Annotated in this window: 18 protein-coding genes and 1 pseudogene; 14 read left to right on the forward strand and 5 right to left on the reverse strand. The window is 59.6% G+C overall.

The features are described 5' to 3' along the window. Positions 1 to 90: 90 nt before the first annotated feature. The 4 genes from O1Y97_RS14430 to O1Y97_RS14445 all read left to right on the forward strand — a co-directional run bounded on the left by O1Y97_RS14430 (position 91) and on the right by O1Y97_RS14445 (position 4,152). The gene (locus O1Y97_RS14430) at positions 91 to 549 is read left to right on the forward strand and encodes a hypothetical protein (protein ID WP_318761477.1); all 459 of its coding nucleotides are present in this window, start codon (positions 91 to 93) and stop codon (positions 547 to 549) included. After that, on the forward strand, positions 546 to 821 hold the full coding sequence (locus O1Y97_RS14435; protein WP_318761478.1) for a hypothetical protein: 276 nt from the start codon (positions 546 to 548) through the stop codon (positions 819 to 821). The genes O1Y97_RS14430 and O1Y97_RS14435 overlap by 4 nt, the downstream gene beginning before the upstream one ends. Positions 822 to 985: 164 nt before the next feature. Then, positions 986 to 1,804 carry a multicopper oxidase domain-containing protein gene (locus O1Y97_RS14440; protein WP_318761479.1) on the forward strand — a complete coding sequence of 273 codons (819 nt, stop codon included), beginning with the start codon at positions 986 to 988 and terminating at the stop codon, positions 1,802 to 1,804. Next, on the forward strand, positions 1,801 to 4,152 hold the full coding sequence (locus O1Y97_RS14445) for a heavy metal translocating P-type ATPase (RefSeq protein WP_318761480.1): 2,352 nt from the start codon (positions 1,801 to 1,803) through the stop codon (positions 4,150 to 4,152). Before O1Y97_RS14440 ends, O1Y97_RS14445 begins: the two co-directional genes overlap by 4 nt. A 10-nt stretch (positions 4,153 to 4,162) precedes the next feature. Here O1Y97_RS14445 and O1Y97_RS14450 read toward each other — a convergent pair whose 3' ends face one another. Beyond that, positions 4,163 to 4,690, reverse strand: coding sequence for an SRPBCC family protein (locus tag O1Y97_RS14450; RefSeq protein WP_318761481.1), 528 nt, complete (start codon positions 4,688 to 4,690; stop codon positions 4,163 to 4,165). Between the two features lie 110 nt (positions 4,691 to 4,800). Here O1Y97_RS14450 and O1Y97_RS14455 point away from each other — a divergent pair, with 110 nt between their 5' ends. After that, the gene (locus tag O1Y97_RS14455; protein WP_082496620.1) at positions 4,801 to 5,385 is read left to right on the forward strand and encodes an AAA family ATPase; all 585 of its coding nucleotides are present in this window, start codon (positions 4,801 to 4,803) and stop codon (positions 5,383 to 5,385) included. A gap of 161 nt (positions 5,386 to 5,546) precedes the next feature. Here the strand turns inward: O1Y97_RS14455 and O1Y97_RS14460 are convergent. After that, a pseudogene (locus O1Y97_RS14460) lies at positions 5,547 to 5,837 on the reverse strand (transposase); the annotation flags it as partial. A gap of 223 nt (positions 5,838 to 6,060) precedes the next feature. On the opposite strand from O1Y97_RS14460, the gene O1Y97_RS14465 reads away from it, so the two are divergent. Genes O1Y97_RS14465 through O1Y97_RS14475 form a run of 3 tightly spaced genes read left to right on the forward strand, consistent with a single transcriptional unit; the run spans position 6,061 to position 9,124 of the window. Continuing rightward, complete coding sequence (locus tag O1Y97_RS14465; protein WP_318761483.1) at positions 6,061 to 7,251, forward strand: HlyD family efflux transporter periplasmic adaptor subunit; 1,191 nt, start codon at positions 6,061 to 6,063, stop codon at positions 7,249 to 7,251. After that, positions 7,248 to 8,420, forward strand: a complete 1,173-nt coding sequence (locus O1Y97_RS14470) for an FtsX-like permease family protein (RefSeq protein WP_318761484.1) — start codon at positions 7,248 to 7,250, stop codon at positions 8,418 to 8,420. The genes O1Y97_RS14465 and O1Y97_RS14470 overlap by 4 nt, the downstream gene beginning before the upstream one ends. A 2-nt stretch (positions 8,421 to 8,422) precedes the next feature. Beyond that, the gene (locus O1Y97_RS14475; protein ID WP_055977473.1) at positions 8,423 to 9,124 is read left to right on the forward strand and encodes an ATP-binding cassette domain-containing protein; all 702 of its coding nucleotides are present in this window, start codon (positions 8,423 to 8,425) and stop codon (positions 9,122 to 9,124) included. A gap of 306 nt (positions 9,125 to 9,430) precedes the next feature. On the opposite strand, the gene O1Y97_RS14480 is transcribed toward O1Y97_RS14475, so the two are convergent. From O1Y97_RS14480 to O1Y97_RS14490, 3 genes are all read right to left on the reverse strand, one after another. Then, positions 9,431 to 9,664, reverse strand: coding sequence for a hypothetical protein (locus tag O1Y97_RS14480; RefSeq protein ID WP_108679448.1), 234 nt, complete (start codon positions 9,662 to 9,664; stop codon positions 9,431 to 9,433). Positions 9,665 to 10,308: 644 nt separating this feature from the next. Then, positions 10,309 to 10,644, reverse strand: coding sequence for a slr1659 superfamily regulator (locus tag O1Y97_RS14485; RefSeq protein WP_055977471.1), 336 nt, complete (start codon positions 10,642 to 10,644; stop codon positions 10,309 to 10,311). A gap of 749 nt (positions 10,645 to 11,393) precedes the next feature. After that, a complete protein-coding gene (locus O1Y97_RS14490; RefSeq protein ID WP_055977756.1) occupies positions 11,394 to 11,825 on the reverse strand; it encodes a potassium channel family protein in 432 nt (143 codons plus the stop codon). Between the two features lie 227 nt (positions 11,826 to 12,052). Here O1Y97_RS14490 and O1Y97_RS14495 point away from each other — a divergent pair, with 227 nt between their 5' ends. The 6 genes from O1Y97_RS14495 to O1Y97_RS14520 all read left to right on the forward strand — a co-directional run bounded on the left by O1Y97_RS14495 (position 12,053) and on the right by O1Y97_RS14520 (position 16,660). Then, positions 12,053 to 12,877 (forward strand): universal stress protein, encoded by an 825-nt coding sequence (locus O1Y97_RS14495; RefSeq protein WP_055977753.1) that lies wholly within the window; start codon positions 12,053 to 12,055, stop codon positions 12,875 to 12,877. Between the two features lie 21 nt (positions 12,878 to 12,898). After that, complete coding sequence (locus tag O1Y97_RS14500; RefSeq protein ID WP_159091648.1) at positions 12,899 to 13,369, forward strand: GyrI-like domain-containing protein; 471 nt, start codon at positions 12,899 to 12,901, stop codon at positions 13,367 to 13,369. A 284-nt stretch (positions 13,370 to 13,653) separates the two neighbouring features. Next, positions 13,654 to 14,187, forward strand: coding sequence for an Hsp20/alpha crystallin family protein (locus O1Y97_RS14505; RefSeq protein ID WP_055977462.1), 534 nt, complete (start codon positions 13,654 to 13,656; stop codon positions 14,185 to 14,187). 382 nt (positions 14,188 to 14,569) lie between these two features. After that, positions 14,570 to 14,995 (forward strand): DUF2267 domain-containing protein, encoded by a 426-nt coding sequence (locus tag O1Y97_RS14510; RefSeq protein WP_055977459.1) that lies wholly within the window; start codon positions 14,570 to 14,572, stop codon positions 14,993 to 14,995. A 6-nt stretch (positions 14,996 to 15,001) separates the two neighbouring features. Further along, entirely contained in the window at positions 15,002 to 15,667 is a 666-nt protein-coding gene (locus O1Y97_RS14515; RefSeq protein WP_055977456.1) for a phosphoribosyltransferase, read from the forward strand. 156 nt (positions 15,668 to 15,823) lie between these two features. Continuing rightward, positions 15,824 to 16,660 (forward strand): universal stress protein, encoded by an 837-nt coding sequence (locus O1Y97_RS14520; RefSeq protein WP_055977453.1) that lies wholly within the window; start codon positions 15,824 to 15,826, stop codon positions 16,658 to 16,660. Positions 16,661 to 16,791: the final 131 nt, after the last annotated feature.

Genomic DNA, 16,791 nt, shown 5'->3' on the forward strand with positions numbered 1-16,791 from the left:
TCTCACCTGCGCACTGCACTGCATTGCACTGTTGTCCGGCGTCTCGTCACCACCACATTCAATTCAATACCACGCAAAGGGAGAAGACCCATGCGCGTTACCAAGCCGCTATTTATAGCGGCACTGTTCCTGGGCCTCGCCAATCCTGCGATCGCTCAGACCGACCCGCATCACCCCGAGGGTGCCGATACCCCCTCGACCGCTACCGAGACACCGGCAGACAAGATTGCTCAGCTTCCTGCTCCGCCCGCAGGCAACGCGATGACCCAATGCCCGGACATGATGGGCATGATGCAGAGGGGCGGGGGAGCGGCCATGCCGATGATGCAAATGCACATGATGACGATGATGCAGATGCATCTGCAACTCATGCAGCAGATGCAGAGTGGCGGGATGATGCAGCCAGGAGCGGGCGGCTCGCCGCAGATGCAGTTGATGGAGATGATGCGGTCCATGCAGATGGTGCAAATGGACATGATGCAGATGATGCGGCAGATGCAAAAGGACATGCCAGCACCCGAGGCCCCTGCTGAGGGAGACATGCCATGACCGACATCGTCAATAGACGCACGCTGTCGATGCTGGGGCTGGCCATCGCGGCCAGCGTGGCCCTGATCGTGCTGTTCGTCCTGTGCGCTCTCGTGGGAGTGCTGTTTCCCAGCCTGCAGGTGACGCATGCCTGGGTAGGATTGTTCACGCTCGCACCCGTGACGTCGCCCCAGGCTTGGCTCGAAGGCATTTTCTTCAGCCTCGCTTTCGGCATCGTTGCAGGTTCGATCGTGGCTGCGGTCCATAACGCCGTAGCGGCGCGCGGACTCTGAGACGGCCCGGCCGCAGGGCCGGCGCGTTCTCCATGACCAGCAGCGGCAGATTGACGGCGCACCGACAGTTCCGTGCCATCCACCCAACCGCGACGATGCAGTCGCGGTTGGGACAGCATCAGACTCACATCAGCCACAACTCTTTGTTTCAAAGGAAACTGACAATGCGGAGTTACGCGTTCTCCGGCAAGGCTGGCACGCCCTGGATGCATGCCCATACGCTCCAGGAACAGGCGCTGCTTGCGGTGCCCCTTATCGTTGCGAACCCGCACGATGACGGGCGCGACGAGCAGGAGGTGGTCGTGCTGTTGCACGACTTCTCGTTCAAGACGCCGGACCAGCTGCTGGCTGGTCTCACAGCTGGTCCGGCGGCCGATGCCATGGCAGGCCACAGCGGTCACGGAGGCATGGACATGTCTTCGGGCATCATGGCGATGGACCTCAACGATATCGAGTACGACGCCTATCTCGCCAGTGACCGCACGCTGGCTGACCAGGAAGTGGCCGAGGTGGAGCGTGGCGGCCGGGTGCGTGTGCGCATCATCAAAGGCGCGGCCGCCACCGCCTTTACCATCGACTTCGGTGAACTGGAGGGCGAGTCGATCGCGGTGGAAGGCGAGGACATCGTAGCCGTCAAAGGCCGCCGTTTCCCGATGAACATGAGACAGCGGATCGACGTATGGCTGATGTTGCCGGCGGAGAAGCGCTCGTTCCCAGTCTTGGCGCTTCGCGAGGGCGCGCCGCAGCGCACTGGGATCATCCTCGAGCCACGCGGCGCAGAGATGGCGAGGGTCGCAGCGCCAGGCGAGCAGAATAGGCCGGTGCTGGATCTCGAACTAGTGCTGATCCCGCCGATGCGTTCGGTAACCATTGCCCTCGACGCCGACAATGCCGGCCAGTGGGCCTTCGACTGCCACCACCCCTACCACATGGCGATCGGCATGATGTCGACCTTCGGCGACCGGACTGAGGCTCGAGCATGAAAACCGCCACCCTCGAAGTCGCCGACCTCCTCAGCATCCTTGATTTTGCCGCCGTGGAGAAGCGCCTCGCGAGTATCGCCGCGGTTCACGGCGTCGCGATCAACGCCGGCTCGAGCTCGGCGAGCATCACCTATGATGAAGAGGTCACCGGGCCGGAGCGGCTGGTCGAACAGATCCGCGCCTGCGGCTTCCATTGCCGCGGCGAGGTGGCGCCGCGACACGTCTGCGTGCCCAACGAAACGCTGGTGATGACGTCTGCCGAACCCGCGGGACATGAGGCTCACGTGCATGGCGAGCACGCACTTGCCACGCCAGCGGGCCGACAGCCGGCCGTTCCGACACCCGACGCGATGGCTCACGAGATGGGCCATGGTGGCGGCATGAGCATGGACGAGATGGTCCGCGACATGCGGAACCGCTTCATCGTGAGTCTCATCTTCACGATCCCGATCTTCGCACTCGATCCCATGGGGCTGGCGCCGCCACTGTTCGAGCCGCCGTTCGGGCTCAGCATGAACATCACGATGTTCATCCTGGCGAGCGGAGCGATCCTCTACCCCGTGTGGCCGTTTGTCGTCGCGGCGGTTCGCGCTCTTCGCAACGGCGTCCTCAACATGGCCGTGCTGGTGCTGCTCAGTGTCGGCACAGGCTATCTGTTCAGCGTGGGCTCGACCTTCCTGTTCGATGGTCAGCAGTTCTATGAGGCTGTGGCGGTTCTGCTGGTCTTCATCCTGCTGGGTCATTGGCTGGAAATGCGTGCCCGGGCAGGGGCCTCGGCAGCGATCCGCACGTTACTTGACCTTGCGCCACCCAAGGCGACAATCCTCCGCGATGGGCAGGAGATCGAAGTCGCCACCTCCGAGGTGGATGTGGGCGACATCGTCGTTCTCCGGCCAGGCAACAAGCTGCCGGTCGACGGAGAGGTGGTCGAAGGAGAGTCGACGATCGATGAGTCCATGCTTACGGGCGAGTCGCTGCCGGTGACCAAGAGGGTCGGCGACCAGGTCATCGGGGCGACGATCAACAAGAGCGGTGCGCTCCATTACCGCTCGACCAAGGTGGGGGCTGATACGGCGCTGGCCCAGATCGTCAAGCTCGTGCAAGTGGCGCAGAACTCCAAGGCGCCAGCGCAGCTGTTGGCGGATCGGGCCTCGCAGTGGCTCGTCCTCGCTGCCATCGTCATCGGACTTGCCACCTTCACCGTCTGGTTCTGGCTGCTGGGCCAGCCACTGCTTTTCGCCCTGACGCTTACCATCACCGTCTTCGTAATCGCCTGTCCTGATGCGCTGGGCCTTGCCACGCCGATGGCTGTGATGGTCGGAACCGGTCTCGGCGCCGCCAACGGCATCCTCTTCAAGAATGCTGCCGCATTGGAGGGCGCGACCAAGCTCGACGTGATCGTCTTCGACAAGACAGGCACCCTCACCATGGGCCAGCCCAAAGTCGTCGACGTCGTTCCCGCCCCCGACATTACCGAAGACGAGCTTCTCGCCCTCGCTGCCGCCATCGAACAGAACTCCGACCACCCCATTGCCCTCGCGATCCGCGAAAGGGCGGCGGGGCTGGAATTACCAGGGCTCACTCGTTTCCACTACATGGACGGGCGCGGTGCGAGCGCCGAGGTTGAGGACGCAGCAGTGCTGGTGGGCAACCGGCGGCTGATGGACGAAAACGCCGTCGACATGGGCGCCTTGGGTGAGCCGGCTGAAGTGCTCAAGGGCGAAGGCCGCACCGTGACCTATGTCGCCCGAGTGGGGCGGCTCGTGGGCCTTGTTGCGGTGGCCGACGCGCCGCGGCCGACGTCGGCTGCAACGATCGCCAAGCTCCATGAGCAGGGGGTGCGCGTTGCCATGTTGACCGGCGACAATGCCGGCACGGCAAAGCGGATCGCCGGACTGCTCGGCATCGACATCATCCTTGCCGATGTGCTGCCCGGGCAGAAGGCGGAAAAGATCAGGGAGTTGCAGAGCCAGGGTCTGAAAGTGGGAATGGTGGGCGATGGGGTGAACGATGCACCCGCCCTGACCCAGGCCGATGTCGGCTTTGCCATTGGAGCTGGTACGGATGTGGCTATCGAGAGTGCCGACATCGTGCTGATGAAGAGCGACCCCTACGACGTGGTCGGAGCCATGACGCTTTCCAAGGCTACTTTACGCAAGATGCACCAGAATTTGTGGTGGGCCACTGGCTACAATCTCATCGCGTTCCCGATTGCGGCGGGGGTATTCTACCCGTTCCTCTTGAGCCCGCAGGTCGCGGCACTGGCGATGTCGGGCAGTTCGGCGCTCGTGGCGGTCAACGCGCTCTTGCTGAAGCGCACCCGCCTAGAGGGCATCCGGACAGGCTGACGCGGCAGGATCAGCTATGAGTTGCCTTGAGCGGCTTCACTGGCTGGTGGTCGAAGTGTTTTTGTGCGTCCACAACCATCTGGCGCGTGCACCAGGCTGCATAGATGCCGCCAAAGACGCGGCCCAGAAGGCGTGTGAAGCCTCCCGCCGGCAAATCGTAGCGGATGTAGACACGCAAAATCGTTCCAGCTTCGGCTGTTGGCGCGAGTTCGAAGCCCATCATGTAGCGGCCGATCACCCAAAGACGCGGTTCCGCGGTCGTCTCCCAGGTTTTGCTGATGGGTGGTTCCCTGCCGGTGACGACTTCCTCCACGGACAGCGGAATGCCGAGAATGCGGCCGGTGAATCCAAACCTCGAGCCGACGTGCCGCGCGTGATCTGGCTCCATATGGATGTCCATGGAAGAGCCCAACATCATGCCCGATGACTGGCGCATATGCGCCGACAGGTTCGACTGGTCGTCGAGGAATTCATAGATCGCCGTCGGGGACGCCTCGATCAGACCATTTGTCTCGACATACTTCGCATAGCGGCCCATGCCTGCCTCCCAGGATTGGGAAGAAATATAGTCCAGACTAGCACAATGCGTGTGCTGCCAATTGATCCCGATCAAGGGCGCGATCGCCACTGCGTGTCAGTCTGGCGCGTATGACAAACTGGTATGTGATCACCGGCGGACCGAGTTCGGGCAAAACGACGACCATCGAATTGCTCGCCAAGCGTGGCTATCGCACCACGATCGAGCACGCACGGCACTTCATCGACACGCAGCGCGTCACCGGACGGACGGTCGCCGAGATACGGGCCAACCAGCGCGAGTTCCAGAAGGGCGTTCTGCAGATGCAGATCGAGCAGGAACGAAACCTCGACCCAGACGAGGTATGCTTCCTCGACCGGGCTCTCCCCGATGCACTGGCTTACTACCGCTTTCTCTCTCTTGAGCCTGAGCCGGAACTGATCGAGGCGCTGAAAACCGCCTCCTACCGGAAGGTGTTCGTCCTCGATCTGCTGCCGCTCGCCAGGGACTACGCGCGGACCGAAGACACCGGCGCACAACGCCGGATCCATGAGTTGCTAATCGAAGTTTATCGGTCTCTCGGCTTCCCTCTTGAGACCGTGCCGCCGTTGCCTCCCGATGAGAGGGTGGAGTACATCCTGCGCCGCACAGCGAAGCGCGTTGATGGGGGCAAGCAGCAATCTGGAGCCGATGGTGGCAATCGCTTGACAGGTTGAATGCGGCAGGCTCGAGGGCAGGCATGACCACTCGCTCCCTAGTGCGCGTGCGTCAACAGGCTCATTCGTCGATACTGCTGGCTCCGCACAGAACCAGCTTTGTGCATCAGCTCCTGTTCGCCCTTTCCAACATCGTCGGCGCTTACGCGTCTTGTCTCGTGTTATGCGATGACCGGCTCCCTGTAGCGCTCACCGCATGTCATCAATGCCCAGACCATCCGGGCGGTCTTGTTGGCGAGCGCAACCGCTGCAACATTCGTCGTTCGCCGTGCCATCAGTTGCACGAGCCATGGCCGCCTGGTCCCGTTCCGCTCGGCATAGCGGATGACCGCCATCGCGCCGACCACCAGCATCTGGCGCAGGTAGCGATTTCCGGCTTTGGAGAAACTGCCGAGCTTCTCTTTGCCCCCGCTTGAGTTCTGCTTCGGCACAAGCCCGATCCAAGCCGATAGGCAGCCAGCGTCTGCCTTCTCAAATCGTTCGTTTTCGAACCGCCGTATCGTTCGCTTGCTCTGCGTCAAGTCGGATCCGCAAGTCAGATGATACGCTGGCATCGGTTGTCAGAGAGAGGTGCCTGCGCTCCGTCTCGCGCGCAAACTCGATAAAGTGGCGGCCACTCACCGGGCGCAGAAGAAAGGAAGGGATATGGCAGTAACTCCGGGCAGCGATCTACCAATGGATCTAAAGCTTGCGGACGGCATCCCGCGTCGCGGGGGTCGGGGGTTCCGCAAAAGATATTTGCTCGTCCTGCTGATACCCGTCTTCATGTTCTTGGGCGGCGTCCTAGGTATGTACTTCCAGCCCGTACCTATCCAGAAGTTCTATGAGATTACCGGGCTGACGCCGGGTGCGGGGTCCGCCTCGCCAATCGCGCTCCCTCCCAATATCGAGTTGCCGGCGCATTTGGCCGAAACGATGCTGCCCTCTGACGTCGTGGGGCTCGCCCGCGTGATACCGCGCGGTGATGTCTCGATCGTTGCAGCGCCCTACGGGGCCGGAGATGCGCGGCTTTCCGAACTGCTCGTCGGTGTCGGCGATTGGGTCGACCGGGGCACGCCATTGGCGCGCCTGGACAACTACGACGCACTCGAAAGCGCCGTTCTTCTCGCTGAGGCAAATCTGGCGGTACGTCAGGCTGCGCTCCTTCAGACCCGCAGCACCGTCTTGTCGAGCCGCGACGAGGCGCAGGCGACGCTCGACCAGGCTCGCTCCAATCTACGCGAAGCCGAAGCTAATCTCGATCGCACCGGGAAGCTCGCTGATAGCGGGGTTGCTACCGGCGCTACGCTCGATACGGCGCGCGCGGCCGTCCAAGATGCCGCGCTCAGCGTGACCCGTGCCGAGGCAACGCTCGCCCGCTTCTCCTCGGTTAACCTCGACGAGCAGCCAGACGTAGTTGTCGCAGGCCGCAACGTTGCTGCCGCCGAGGCCGATCTTGCCAGGGTGAAGCTCGACACGCAGCGGGCGGTCGTTGTCGCGCCTATTGCAGGAACAATCCTCGACATTCACGCGACGCCTGGGCAGCGACCACCGACGGAAGGGATCATGGAGATGGGCGACACCAGCCAAATGATGGCGGAGGTCGAGATCTATCAGGACCGGATCGCCAGCGTGCGAGCCGGCCAGCCGGTGGAACTGGTCGCCAGCGCGCTAGGGCGGACATTGCTGGGAACGGTGGAAAGCGTCGGGCTGACCGTTGGCCGACAGGGGCTCATCTCCGACGATGCAGCCGCGAACACGGATGCGAGGGTCATTCGCATCCTCGTGGCTCTTGACACCTCGTCGACGAAGCTGGCTTCGGGCTACACCAACCTGGAGGCTATTGCCCGCATCGACACGTCGGCGGCGACACGGGCCGCACGATGAGCCGCCTGCTGCAACGCCTCTTCGGGCGGCTCCCTATCGGCTGGTTGCAGTTGACCCACAATCGCACCCGCTTCGCGGCAGCGATCGCGGGCGTCGGCTTCGCCAATGTACTGGTCTTCGTCCAGCTCGGTATAATGAACTCGATGGCCGTTGCGACGCTTAGACCCTATGAATTTTTTCGGGCCGACATCATCATTTCAGCGGCCGACGCCAATGCGATCGCGGACGGAGGTAACGTTGCCCGCCAGTGGATGCTGCAGGCGTTGGCAAATCCGGACGTCATCGAAGGCATGGGCCTCTTCGTCGCCAACGTGCCTTGGGACCGGGGACAGACGGACATCAGTCTCACCACATTCGGAATAGATCCGTTCAAGCAGGACTTCATCTCCCCCAAGATTGCGGCCGACCTGAACCTGCTGCAGGTGAACGATGCGGCGCTCCTAGACAGGCTCGCGCGCGGCATAACGCGAGACGAAGCTGTCGCTATCCGGCCGCAGACGCCACTCTCCTTCGAGACTGACGGCCGCACCATCAAGGCCTACAACACTTTTTCTGGCGGTGGAGGGTTCGGCGGCGACGGCTACATGCTGGTCTCCGACCAGACCTTCCTGTCGCTGTTTCCCGCGCGAAGCTCGGCCGCGCCCGATCACATCCTCTTGCGCACGAGACCCGGAACTTCAGTGGACGAAGTGTCGGAACACCTGCGTGGCCAGATCTCGGATTCCTCGCTACGCATCCGCAGCTATGCAGACGCGATGGCCGAGGATTTGCGATACCAGCAGACGCGACGTCCAACCGGAGTGATATTCGGGTTCGGCGTCTTTATCGGCATACTGGTTGGCCTGATTATCATCTATCAGGTACTCTCCACCGATGTGGCGGACCACTTGCGGGAATACGCGACCTTCAAAGCCATGGGATATGGCTCGCGTTTTTTTCTGGGCATCGTATTCGAGGAAGCGTTGGTCCTCGGTGTCTTCGGCTTCATCCCCGGCCTGATCGTCGGCACAACGATTCTGACTGTAATGGCAAAGGTGACGACGCTGCCGTTATCGATGACGCTCGTTATGGCGGCCTCTGTCTTCGTCGGCACTATCGCAGTTTCGTCTCTGTCGGGAGCGATCGCCACCAGACGCGTCGCTGCCGCCGATCCAGCGGACCTCTTCTGATCATGGAAACGCTAGATCGCGACGTCATCGAAGTCTGCGGGCTTAACCACTGGTTCGGCATGGGCGATGCCCGTAAGCAGGCGCTCTACGATCTCAATTTCGCGATCGAACCTGGAAGCTTCACTGTGCTCATGGGGCCATCTGGCTCCGGCAAGACGACGGTGCTTACCCTGCTCGGTTGTCTTCGTGGCGTGCAGGACGGATCTGTGCGCCTACTCGGGGAGCAGCTGAACGGTGCCCGTGAAACCACGCTGATGACGCTGAGACGGCGCCTTGGGTTCATTTTCCAAGCGCACAATCTGCATGAGAGCCTGACGGCCTTGCAGAACGTGATCATGGGTATTCAGGTTCATGGTGATGTTTCGGATGAACTCGCACGCAAGGCAGCGGTCCATGTGCTTAAACTCGTGGGCCTGTCCGATCGAATAAACTATCTGCCCGCCAACCTCTCGGGCGGGCAGAAGCAACGCGTGGCTGTTGCCCGCGCACTCGTTGGAAACCCGGCTCTCGTGCTAGCTGACGAGCCCACCGCCGCGCTCGACGGCGACAGTGCATCCGAAGTCGTGGATCTCCTCAAGCGCCTCGGCAGCACCCGCGGCACGACCACTCTCCTTGTCACCCACGACAACCGGATACTCGAACGCGCAGACCGTATCCTTGTGCTAGAGGATGGTCGAATTGTCTCTGATACGGCACCACAATAGCGCACAGCGGGACTGCAGAAACTACACCACCCCTGATGCTTTTGGCGCGCTACGCGGGCCTCGCATAAACCTGAATTGACAAGCTTCAGTATCCTCACGGTTCGCCGAACGACCGGTAGTACAATCCCGGCCTGAACGGTCCAAGGGGCTTGGCGCTGTCTTTTTGACAACTGGTCGGCTCGTGGCGTCCGAGGTCCGCGGAGAGCGAACTCAACGCGGCCGCCCATAGACCCTTCTGGCAGCGAGATATCACCTCTCCAAGAATTCCATCTGCCCCACCCCAGCGGCACACTTCGCGGCAGCAGCTTATGCTCGCGCGTCGTGTGACCCAAGAACAGGACCGTTCTCAACTGCGTGAGATAAACCTGGCCTGCCCGACATATTCATGGTCTCACCCGCAATGAGATTTTCAGCAAAGACTATCTCTTCGTGAAAGGCTTGAAGGAAATCGCTCGCGAAATCCTGGAACTGCGGCGAGCGCGCGGCGCGGATATACAACAGACAGGCAATATTTGATAGTTGGCGCGAACCGTCGAACAACGACCTTTTCCGGATTGATCAGGGAGGTGACCATTGGGTCGACCAGCCTAATTCCCAGGCCGCTGTTCACATAGGATACGACGGTCGAGGAAAAGAGGCTCTCGACGCGTATGCGCGGCCTTGATCCGGCGAGTTGAAGCTGTGAGTTCTCGTCGAAGCGCGACTTTGCAGCGGCTCAGGGTCGCCGGTTCATCGCCGGGCAGCCATAAGCTTGTGCCGGAAGACTTCAGACGGTGTCTTGAAGCCGAGACATTTGCGCGGTGTTGTATTGAGGTGGTCGCAAATGGGCGCGCCTTTCGAACACCCGACTATCTACCAACGGGCGAATTGCCCGACGGTCCTGGCGGATAAACTGTGTCTTGGACATGATCACAAAAACCAAATCCCAAGTCTAGTGATCAAACAGGGTATTGCCTCCAATAGAAAGTTAGCGGTTCGAGGAACCTGCGTTGTGAAACGCGTCTACTCGTCGATGGGGGTGGGGTCGAGAGGCTGGCGCGGGGAATGGCAGGTCGCGCCCGGAGTTTGGCTAAAAATTAGCTGCGGCTCATGCAGCGCCAAGATAGCGCCAGGCGTGTATTGAGTATCGCGGTGTGAAAAGACCTAGGCATTGGGACAGAACCCCTCGAGTAGGCCTTCGCTTTTCAATCCATAAGCAGCGCTAGGCCGGGGTATATTCTCTTGAGATTTGGCAGCGACCGTTGCTGCCATGCAATATTGCTATTGCCCCGAACAACCATCCGGACCTGAGGATGATTTCGGGCTTCAATCACCAATTTCGCCAGAATATTCCTGCCTTGCGAGTTGAGGAATTCCAGGTCGGATAGGTGCACCGTGATGGCTGGTGGCCCGGAGTTCAGAAGGTCCCGTACCAGTGACGTGATCTCAGGAGCGGCCTTGTTTTCTAGGCGCATCACCCCGCTGAAATATAGATCGTTTCCTTCGGCCCAGACATTGTAGTCGTCAGTCTTGATACCCATAGGGTCTGCCTTCAAAGACTCGGATAATCTATGAAATACTCGCTGGTTGTACCAGCCTGATCCTATACTGGAGATTGGAAAAGACCAGCATGAATAGGCTAAATGCGTCCTTTTGGGTTGCTAAGACCCATCTTTGCGCACTTGATATCTCGCGGATCGGCTGCATGGTGTGCGCCGTCTCGTTATATGCGGTGGCGAGGATGTAGGCGAGATGGCGGAGTGGCGTGCCACGGCGCTGCGCCTCGTCTAAGACGCGCTCGGCGCCGTCGACCTGGCCCTTCGTGAGCGACGTTCCGAACAAACCGGACGAGCGCGCGCAAGGGCGCGTAGAAATTGCTGCGATCTATGTGATTTCCTTCAGGTGTTAAGGGATAAGCTGGATTGAGCTTTTGCCGAGTTGCCGTAGGCCGCTAAGGCATCTATTCACGGGTTCAACACAGGCAACAGCGCACCTGCATGCGTGATAGTTTTGGATTCATCGCATACGCGGAAGATGAGCTTTACCACCGGGGGGCGTTATTCAGCGCGCTCCGGCTCCTCCATTACAATTCCGCCTCAACGATCCGAATCCTGACTGACAAACCGCACGTGTTTGACGAGTATCCCGTAGAGACGATCGAGCTTTCATAGGCTCAAAAGACGCAAATGTCGTTCGGCAGCCGCTATCATTTTGGCATAAAAGCGACGGTGAAGTTCGCCCACCTCCGATCGTAAGAGCAGTAATTTTGCCGTTGTTTAAGCGTGCTTGGTCAGAAATGCTCCCCGGACTTAAACGGACCGATTCGAGTTCCAGCGGCGATTAGATATGCCGTCGACCAACCAATTAGAAGAAATCCGTTCACGCCCTCGAGAGCTGCCAGCACGCGCCATGCGTGAGCAGGCACAATGTCGCCATAACCAACCGTCGAAAACGTAATGGTCGAGAAATACAGGGCGGTTTCGAAGTCCTCAAAGATATCAAGCAACCAGTAAAGGCCGGCCCAGAGCCAGACCTCGGTGGTGATGACGGCGAAGAGCCCCATCACCACGCTGATCATCGCGACTATGCGGCTGCGGCGCCCGTGCATGCGAAACCGGGCGACCAAGTATCGCATCGCATGCGTAACGGCGATCAGACCAAAGGTGTGGACCAGGACCGTTAGACTTATGACGATTGTGCCGATGAGCAGATTGAGGATCATGCGCGCAACAATAGCCACCCAGCAGTCTAGGTCCTTGTGCGAGATCAATCTTTGTGCCGGCGCAGGCCTGAATGTTTCCACCCAATCTTGCTGCTCGCTGGTATCTGACTTGCGGGCTGAGCCTGCGTGACTTTTGTCAAATGTGGCGATTTCCTATGCAATTTTTGACACACGTCAAAGCGCTGTTGTCCCGGGGGGGCATTGTCTCCTCAACAAGGAGCACGCCAATGAGCTTCAACACCATAATGCTTCAACTCGATATCGATAGTCCCGTCGGTCCTCGTGTCGCTTTCGCGAAGTCGATCGCCCTGAAGTTCGATGCGGACCTGATAGGCTTTTGCGCGGCTGAGCCCCGGTATGTGATGCCGGTGGGCGATAGCGACATGGCAATCGCGGACGAGATGCGGCGCCAGGTTGATGAGATTGAAGACAACCTCATCAAGGTCAAGGAGGACTTCTTCCGTCAGGTGGATGGCGACCGTCGGATCACATGGCGAGGCGAGCTTGGTAACCCCACCCAGTTGTTAGCGTTCAATGCGCGCGCCGCAGACTTGATTATCCTGAATTGCCCAAGGCCTGGGTCGACGGACGGCTGCCGCACTGTAGATCATGGAACTCTACTTCTCTCGGTCGGCAGGCCAGTGCTACTGGCACCTGTCGACTTCCAACCGGTCAAGGCAGAGGGAGTCCTGATCGCCTGGAAGGACACGCGCGAGGCCCGTCGCGCAGTTGTGGATGCCTTGCCGTTTTTGTCTTCTGCGTCTCGGGTGCGTGTCGCAACCCTTGAAAGCAACAATCTTGCAGCGGCTCGGCAGAGCGCCGATGACGTGGTCAGTTACCTGGGTCGGCACGGCATAACGGCAACCGCAGATGCCATCGATGTCGGGGAAGCGGATGAGTCCGAGGCCTTGGTGCAAATCGCCGCGGAGAGCGGGGCCGATTTGATCGTTTCGGGCGCGTATGGTCACAGTCGTATCAGGGAATGGGCCTTCGGTGGGGTCACTCGCTCCCTGCTTCGGTGCTCCTCGATAAGCCGATTGATGTCAAATTGAGCATGCCATCCAGGTGCAATGATGCCCGACTTTGAACTGGTTTCGATGTCTCCGCGGCCATACGCTTATGTCTCCAGGAGTTGCACTCTTCCGCAGATCTCCGGCGCGATGGCCGCGAGTTTCGAGACCCTGAGCGAAGCCCTCTCGAAAGCCAGGGTGCTGCCAGCGGGACCGCCTTTGGCCCACTATCGCGAGATTGGTGACGGCAAGGTAACCTTCGATGCGGGCTTTCCCATAAGCGAGGACCAGTTTCTGGCTTTGAGTGGATCAGGATTGGGGCTCGGAGCGACTGCCGCTGGACAGGCAATCAAGGCGTTGCATATCGGTGCATACGAGCGCCTATCCGATACCTACGCTGCGGTGCTCGACGAAATGCGCACGCGGGGTCTCGAAGCAACCGAAGACATGTGGGAGTCGTATTTGAGCCCACCGGGCACGCCTCAAAACGAGACTGCGACCGAAGTGCTTTGGCCCGTGCGAGGCACAGCCTGACAAACACGATATTGACCGGGCCGCGTTACTCAACATCCGCCTAGGCAACATCGCTGTAGGGTGGAGGGTGTGCAGAAGCTGCGCCGACAGGCACGGCCTTAACGCATTCATCATTCAGGTTTTGACCTACATCAATGAGTTCGACCGGAGTCCGGATCATCATGCCAGCCATGACGCATTGAGGCATGTTCAGGGTCGGTTGCCAAGGCACCATCCCTAGTCCCGAGGTGAGGGATGCAGCTTCAAGGAGGCGATCGGTCAAAGACTCCAAGAGGAACCATACCATGGCTGATATACCAACCAAACTGCCCGTACAGTCTGAGAAGGCAATTGCGCCTTCTCGGTCAAGTGATTGGATGCCGTTCGAAATCATGCGACGCGAGATCGATCGCCTGTTCGATGACTTTCATCCTTTCGACTGGCGTGGTGCGTTTCCGCGAACACTTGGCACACTTGAGCGGACGGCGCGACGAGGCGCCTGGCCTGTAGTTCCGGCGATGGACCTCGTCGAAAAAGAAACGGAATACGAAATTACCGCCGAACTAGCTGGGATCGATGAAAAGAACGTTGATATCAAGGTTGCCAACAATCTGCTGACCATCAAAGGCGAAAAGACCGAAGAGAAAGAAGAAAAGAAGAAGGATTATTTTCTCTCGGAACGCCGTTATGGCTCCTTTCAACGTTCTTTTCAGCTCCCGCAGGGCGTCGACGCCGAGAAGATCGAGGCGACTTTTGCGAAAGGTATCTTGACGGTGAAGCTGCCGAAGACAGCAGAGGCTCAGGAAGCCGAGAAGACGATCGCGGTCAAGGCCGGCTAACCAATATACCTCAGGGTCGATGCCAGCCGGGCACCGACCCTTTGCGCAGGGGCTGGATTGGGAGCGAGCGCTTGACGTCAAAAGACAGCATGGCGCGACTAGGGCCCGATCCGTCGGCAAGCGTTGCTGCGCTTCGCGACCTTGGTCTGTCTGACGAGGAGATCGCGAGATACTTCGTGACGACGCCGCAGGAAATACAGTCCTTAGTCCAGCGCGCCTCTAGCCGACGGTCGGGTGCCGCTTTCCCTCCGGGCCGTCCGAAAACTGATCCAGATCGGACTGACGACATGAATCCGACGCGGCCAATCGCGGATTGATCTTGCTCAATGAAGCCTGGTCATGAAGAGCGCATTGTTCCTTTGATGCACAAGGAGTGAAGACGATGAGCCACGCTTCAAGTTCGAGTTTCTCTCATGCCGCCCAACAGGCTCAGCAATGGGCAAATGAGTTGGCAGCTGATCTTGGTTGGCCTGAGCACCGAGCTCATCGGCTGTTGAAAGCTGTATTGCCGACGTTGCGCGACTGGCTGTCGCCCGAAGAGTCAGCGGACCTTTCATCGCAACTGCCAGAGCTGATCCGAGGGATGTACTTCGAGGGATGGAACCCGGCCACATCGCCGGCCGCGGAGCGTGAAAAGCGCGAGTTCGTTATGCGGGTTACTGAAACCTTTGGCCACGATTCGAGCATTAATCTTGATGAGGCGATAGGTGCTGTTTTCAGTCTTCTGGATCGACACCTTTCGCATGGCGAGATCGTTCAGGTCAGGAATTCGATGCGCAAGTCGCTGCGGCGATTGTGGCCGGAATGACAGTCGATGTTCCGCGATAGACAGGAAGCAGGCGAAAAACTTGGACGCGAATTGCAGGCCAGCCAGCTCCGCAAGCCTGTAGTTCTGGCACTTCCCCGTGGGGGCTTGCCCGTAGCTGCGGCAGTTGCAAAGGCACTTGATGCACCTCTCGACATTCTCATAGTTCGCAAGGTTGGAGCCCCGACGAATCCTGAACTGGCGGTTGCGGCAATTGTGGACGGTGACCCGCCTGACGTGGTCATCAATCGAGAGATTGTTGAAGCGTATTCGCTCAGTGATGACGAACTGGCAGCTCTGATCAAGATGGAGCGCCCCGAGTTGGAACGTCGACGGCAGCTCTATCGCGGCTCCGCTGGACCGCGATCGCTCGCGGGCAGGACGGCGATTCTTGTCGACGACGGTGCCGCAACTGGAACGACGATCAAGGTGGCATTGCGTGCGATCAAGCGTCGAGGCCCACTCCAGACTGTCGTTGCAATTCCCGTCGCGTCGTCTGACGCGCTCGCCACCATCGAACAAGAAGCGGACAAGGTCGTCTGCCTGAGCAAGCCGGGCCGCTTCCTGGCGCTTGGGTATCATTACGTTAGCTTTCCGCAACTGACGGATGATGACGTGACCGAGGTTCTCAGATGTGCGGCGGAGGAGCGGAAGCTACGGCATCCGTCAAGATGATATCAGCTTTGAAACACGCTTGACGGCTTATGGCCCTCTTTTGTCTTGCGAGATTGCTCCAGATCAATGCTGCGCCTCATCGCAGCGATCAATGTAGATCAGTTGCGGGGCGGTTTGGCTGCCTGATGCAAAAGCTCTTGCCTAAGGAGACGCAGAATGAAAATTCAGGTTTTTCTTCCGTTGGCGACATTTCCCGACGCGAACACGGACGCTGTGACCGTCAACGCTGTCGCCATTGCAGCGCAACTTCACGCCGATCTGCACGCCCTCGCACTCCATGCGAGAATTCCGCCAGTTTCGAGCCCACTTTCACGCATCCTGTTGGATCTTCCAGCACGCATCCGAGAAGCCGAGACCTTGAGCCTGCAAGCCGGTGGGCGGCTCCTTGCCAAAGTTGTCGATGAGGGCGCGAGACAGGATGTTGCTGTCACTACCGCATCCGAGGCCGTCCTCCTTGCCGCACAGGGCGACGTCGCCATGGAACAGGCCCGGTATTTCGACATCTGTGTCGTAGGCTGGGAAACGGACAACCAGACCTCTCGCATGATTGCAGAGGCGGTTATCTTCGGTTCTGGCAAGCCGACGGTCCTGCTGCCTGACTCGGCAAGTGCTGCCAGGATAGAGCATGTTTCGATCGCCTGGGATGGCAGTCGAGTGGCTGCCCGCGCAGTTGCCGATGCGCTGCCGTTTCTAGCGCATGCCTCAAGGGTTCACGTCCTTGCCGTCGTCGACGAAAAGCCCCTTAAGGCCGTGGACGGCGCCGAGAGGCTGGCGGCTTTGTTGAGAAAGCGTGGCTTGAACGCTGATGCAATGGATATCAAAGCGGAAGACTGTCCGATCGCAGTCACGCTGCAGGAGCGAGCGATCGAGTTGGGTACGGACTTGCTCGTGATGGGCGGATATGGCCATTCGCGCGTCAGGGATTTCGTACTTGGCGGCGCGACCGAGGGTGTTCTCTCGGATCTCCGCCTTCCGATATTGATGTCGCACTAGCTCGCACGAGGGGCTGCGATGCCCAAGGGCACTGGTGTGCTCCATCCGTTGTGCGGCTTGGCTCGCCCCGTAAAGCGGTTGCGCGCTGACGTACTTTCTGTTTTCGAAGCGAGCCAGCTTTATCATATGTA

Source organism: Aminobacter niigataensis (assembly GCF_946995915.1).
GTDB classification, from domain to species: domain Bacteria; phylum Pseudomonadota; class Alphaproteobacteria; order Rhizobiales; family Rhizobiaceae; genus Aminobacter; species Aminobacter niigataensis.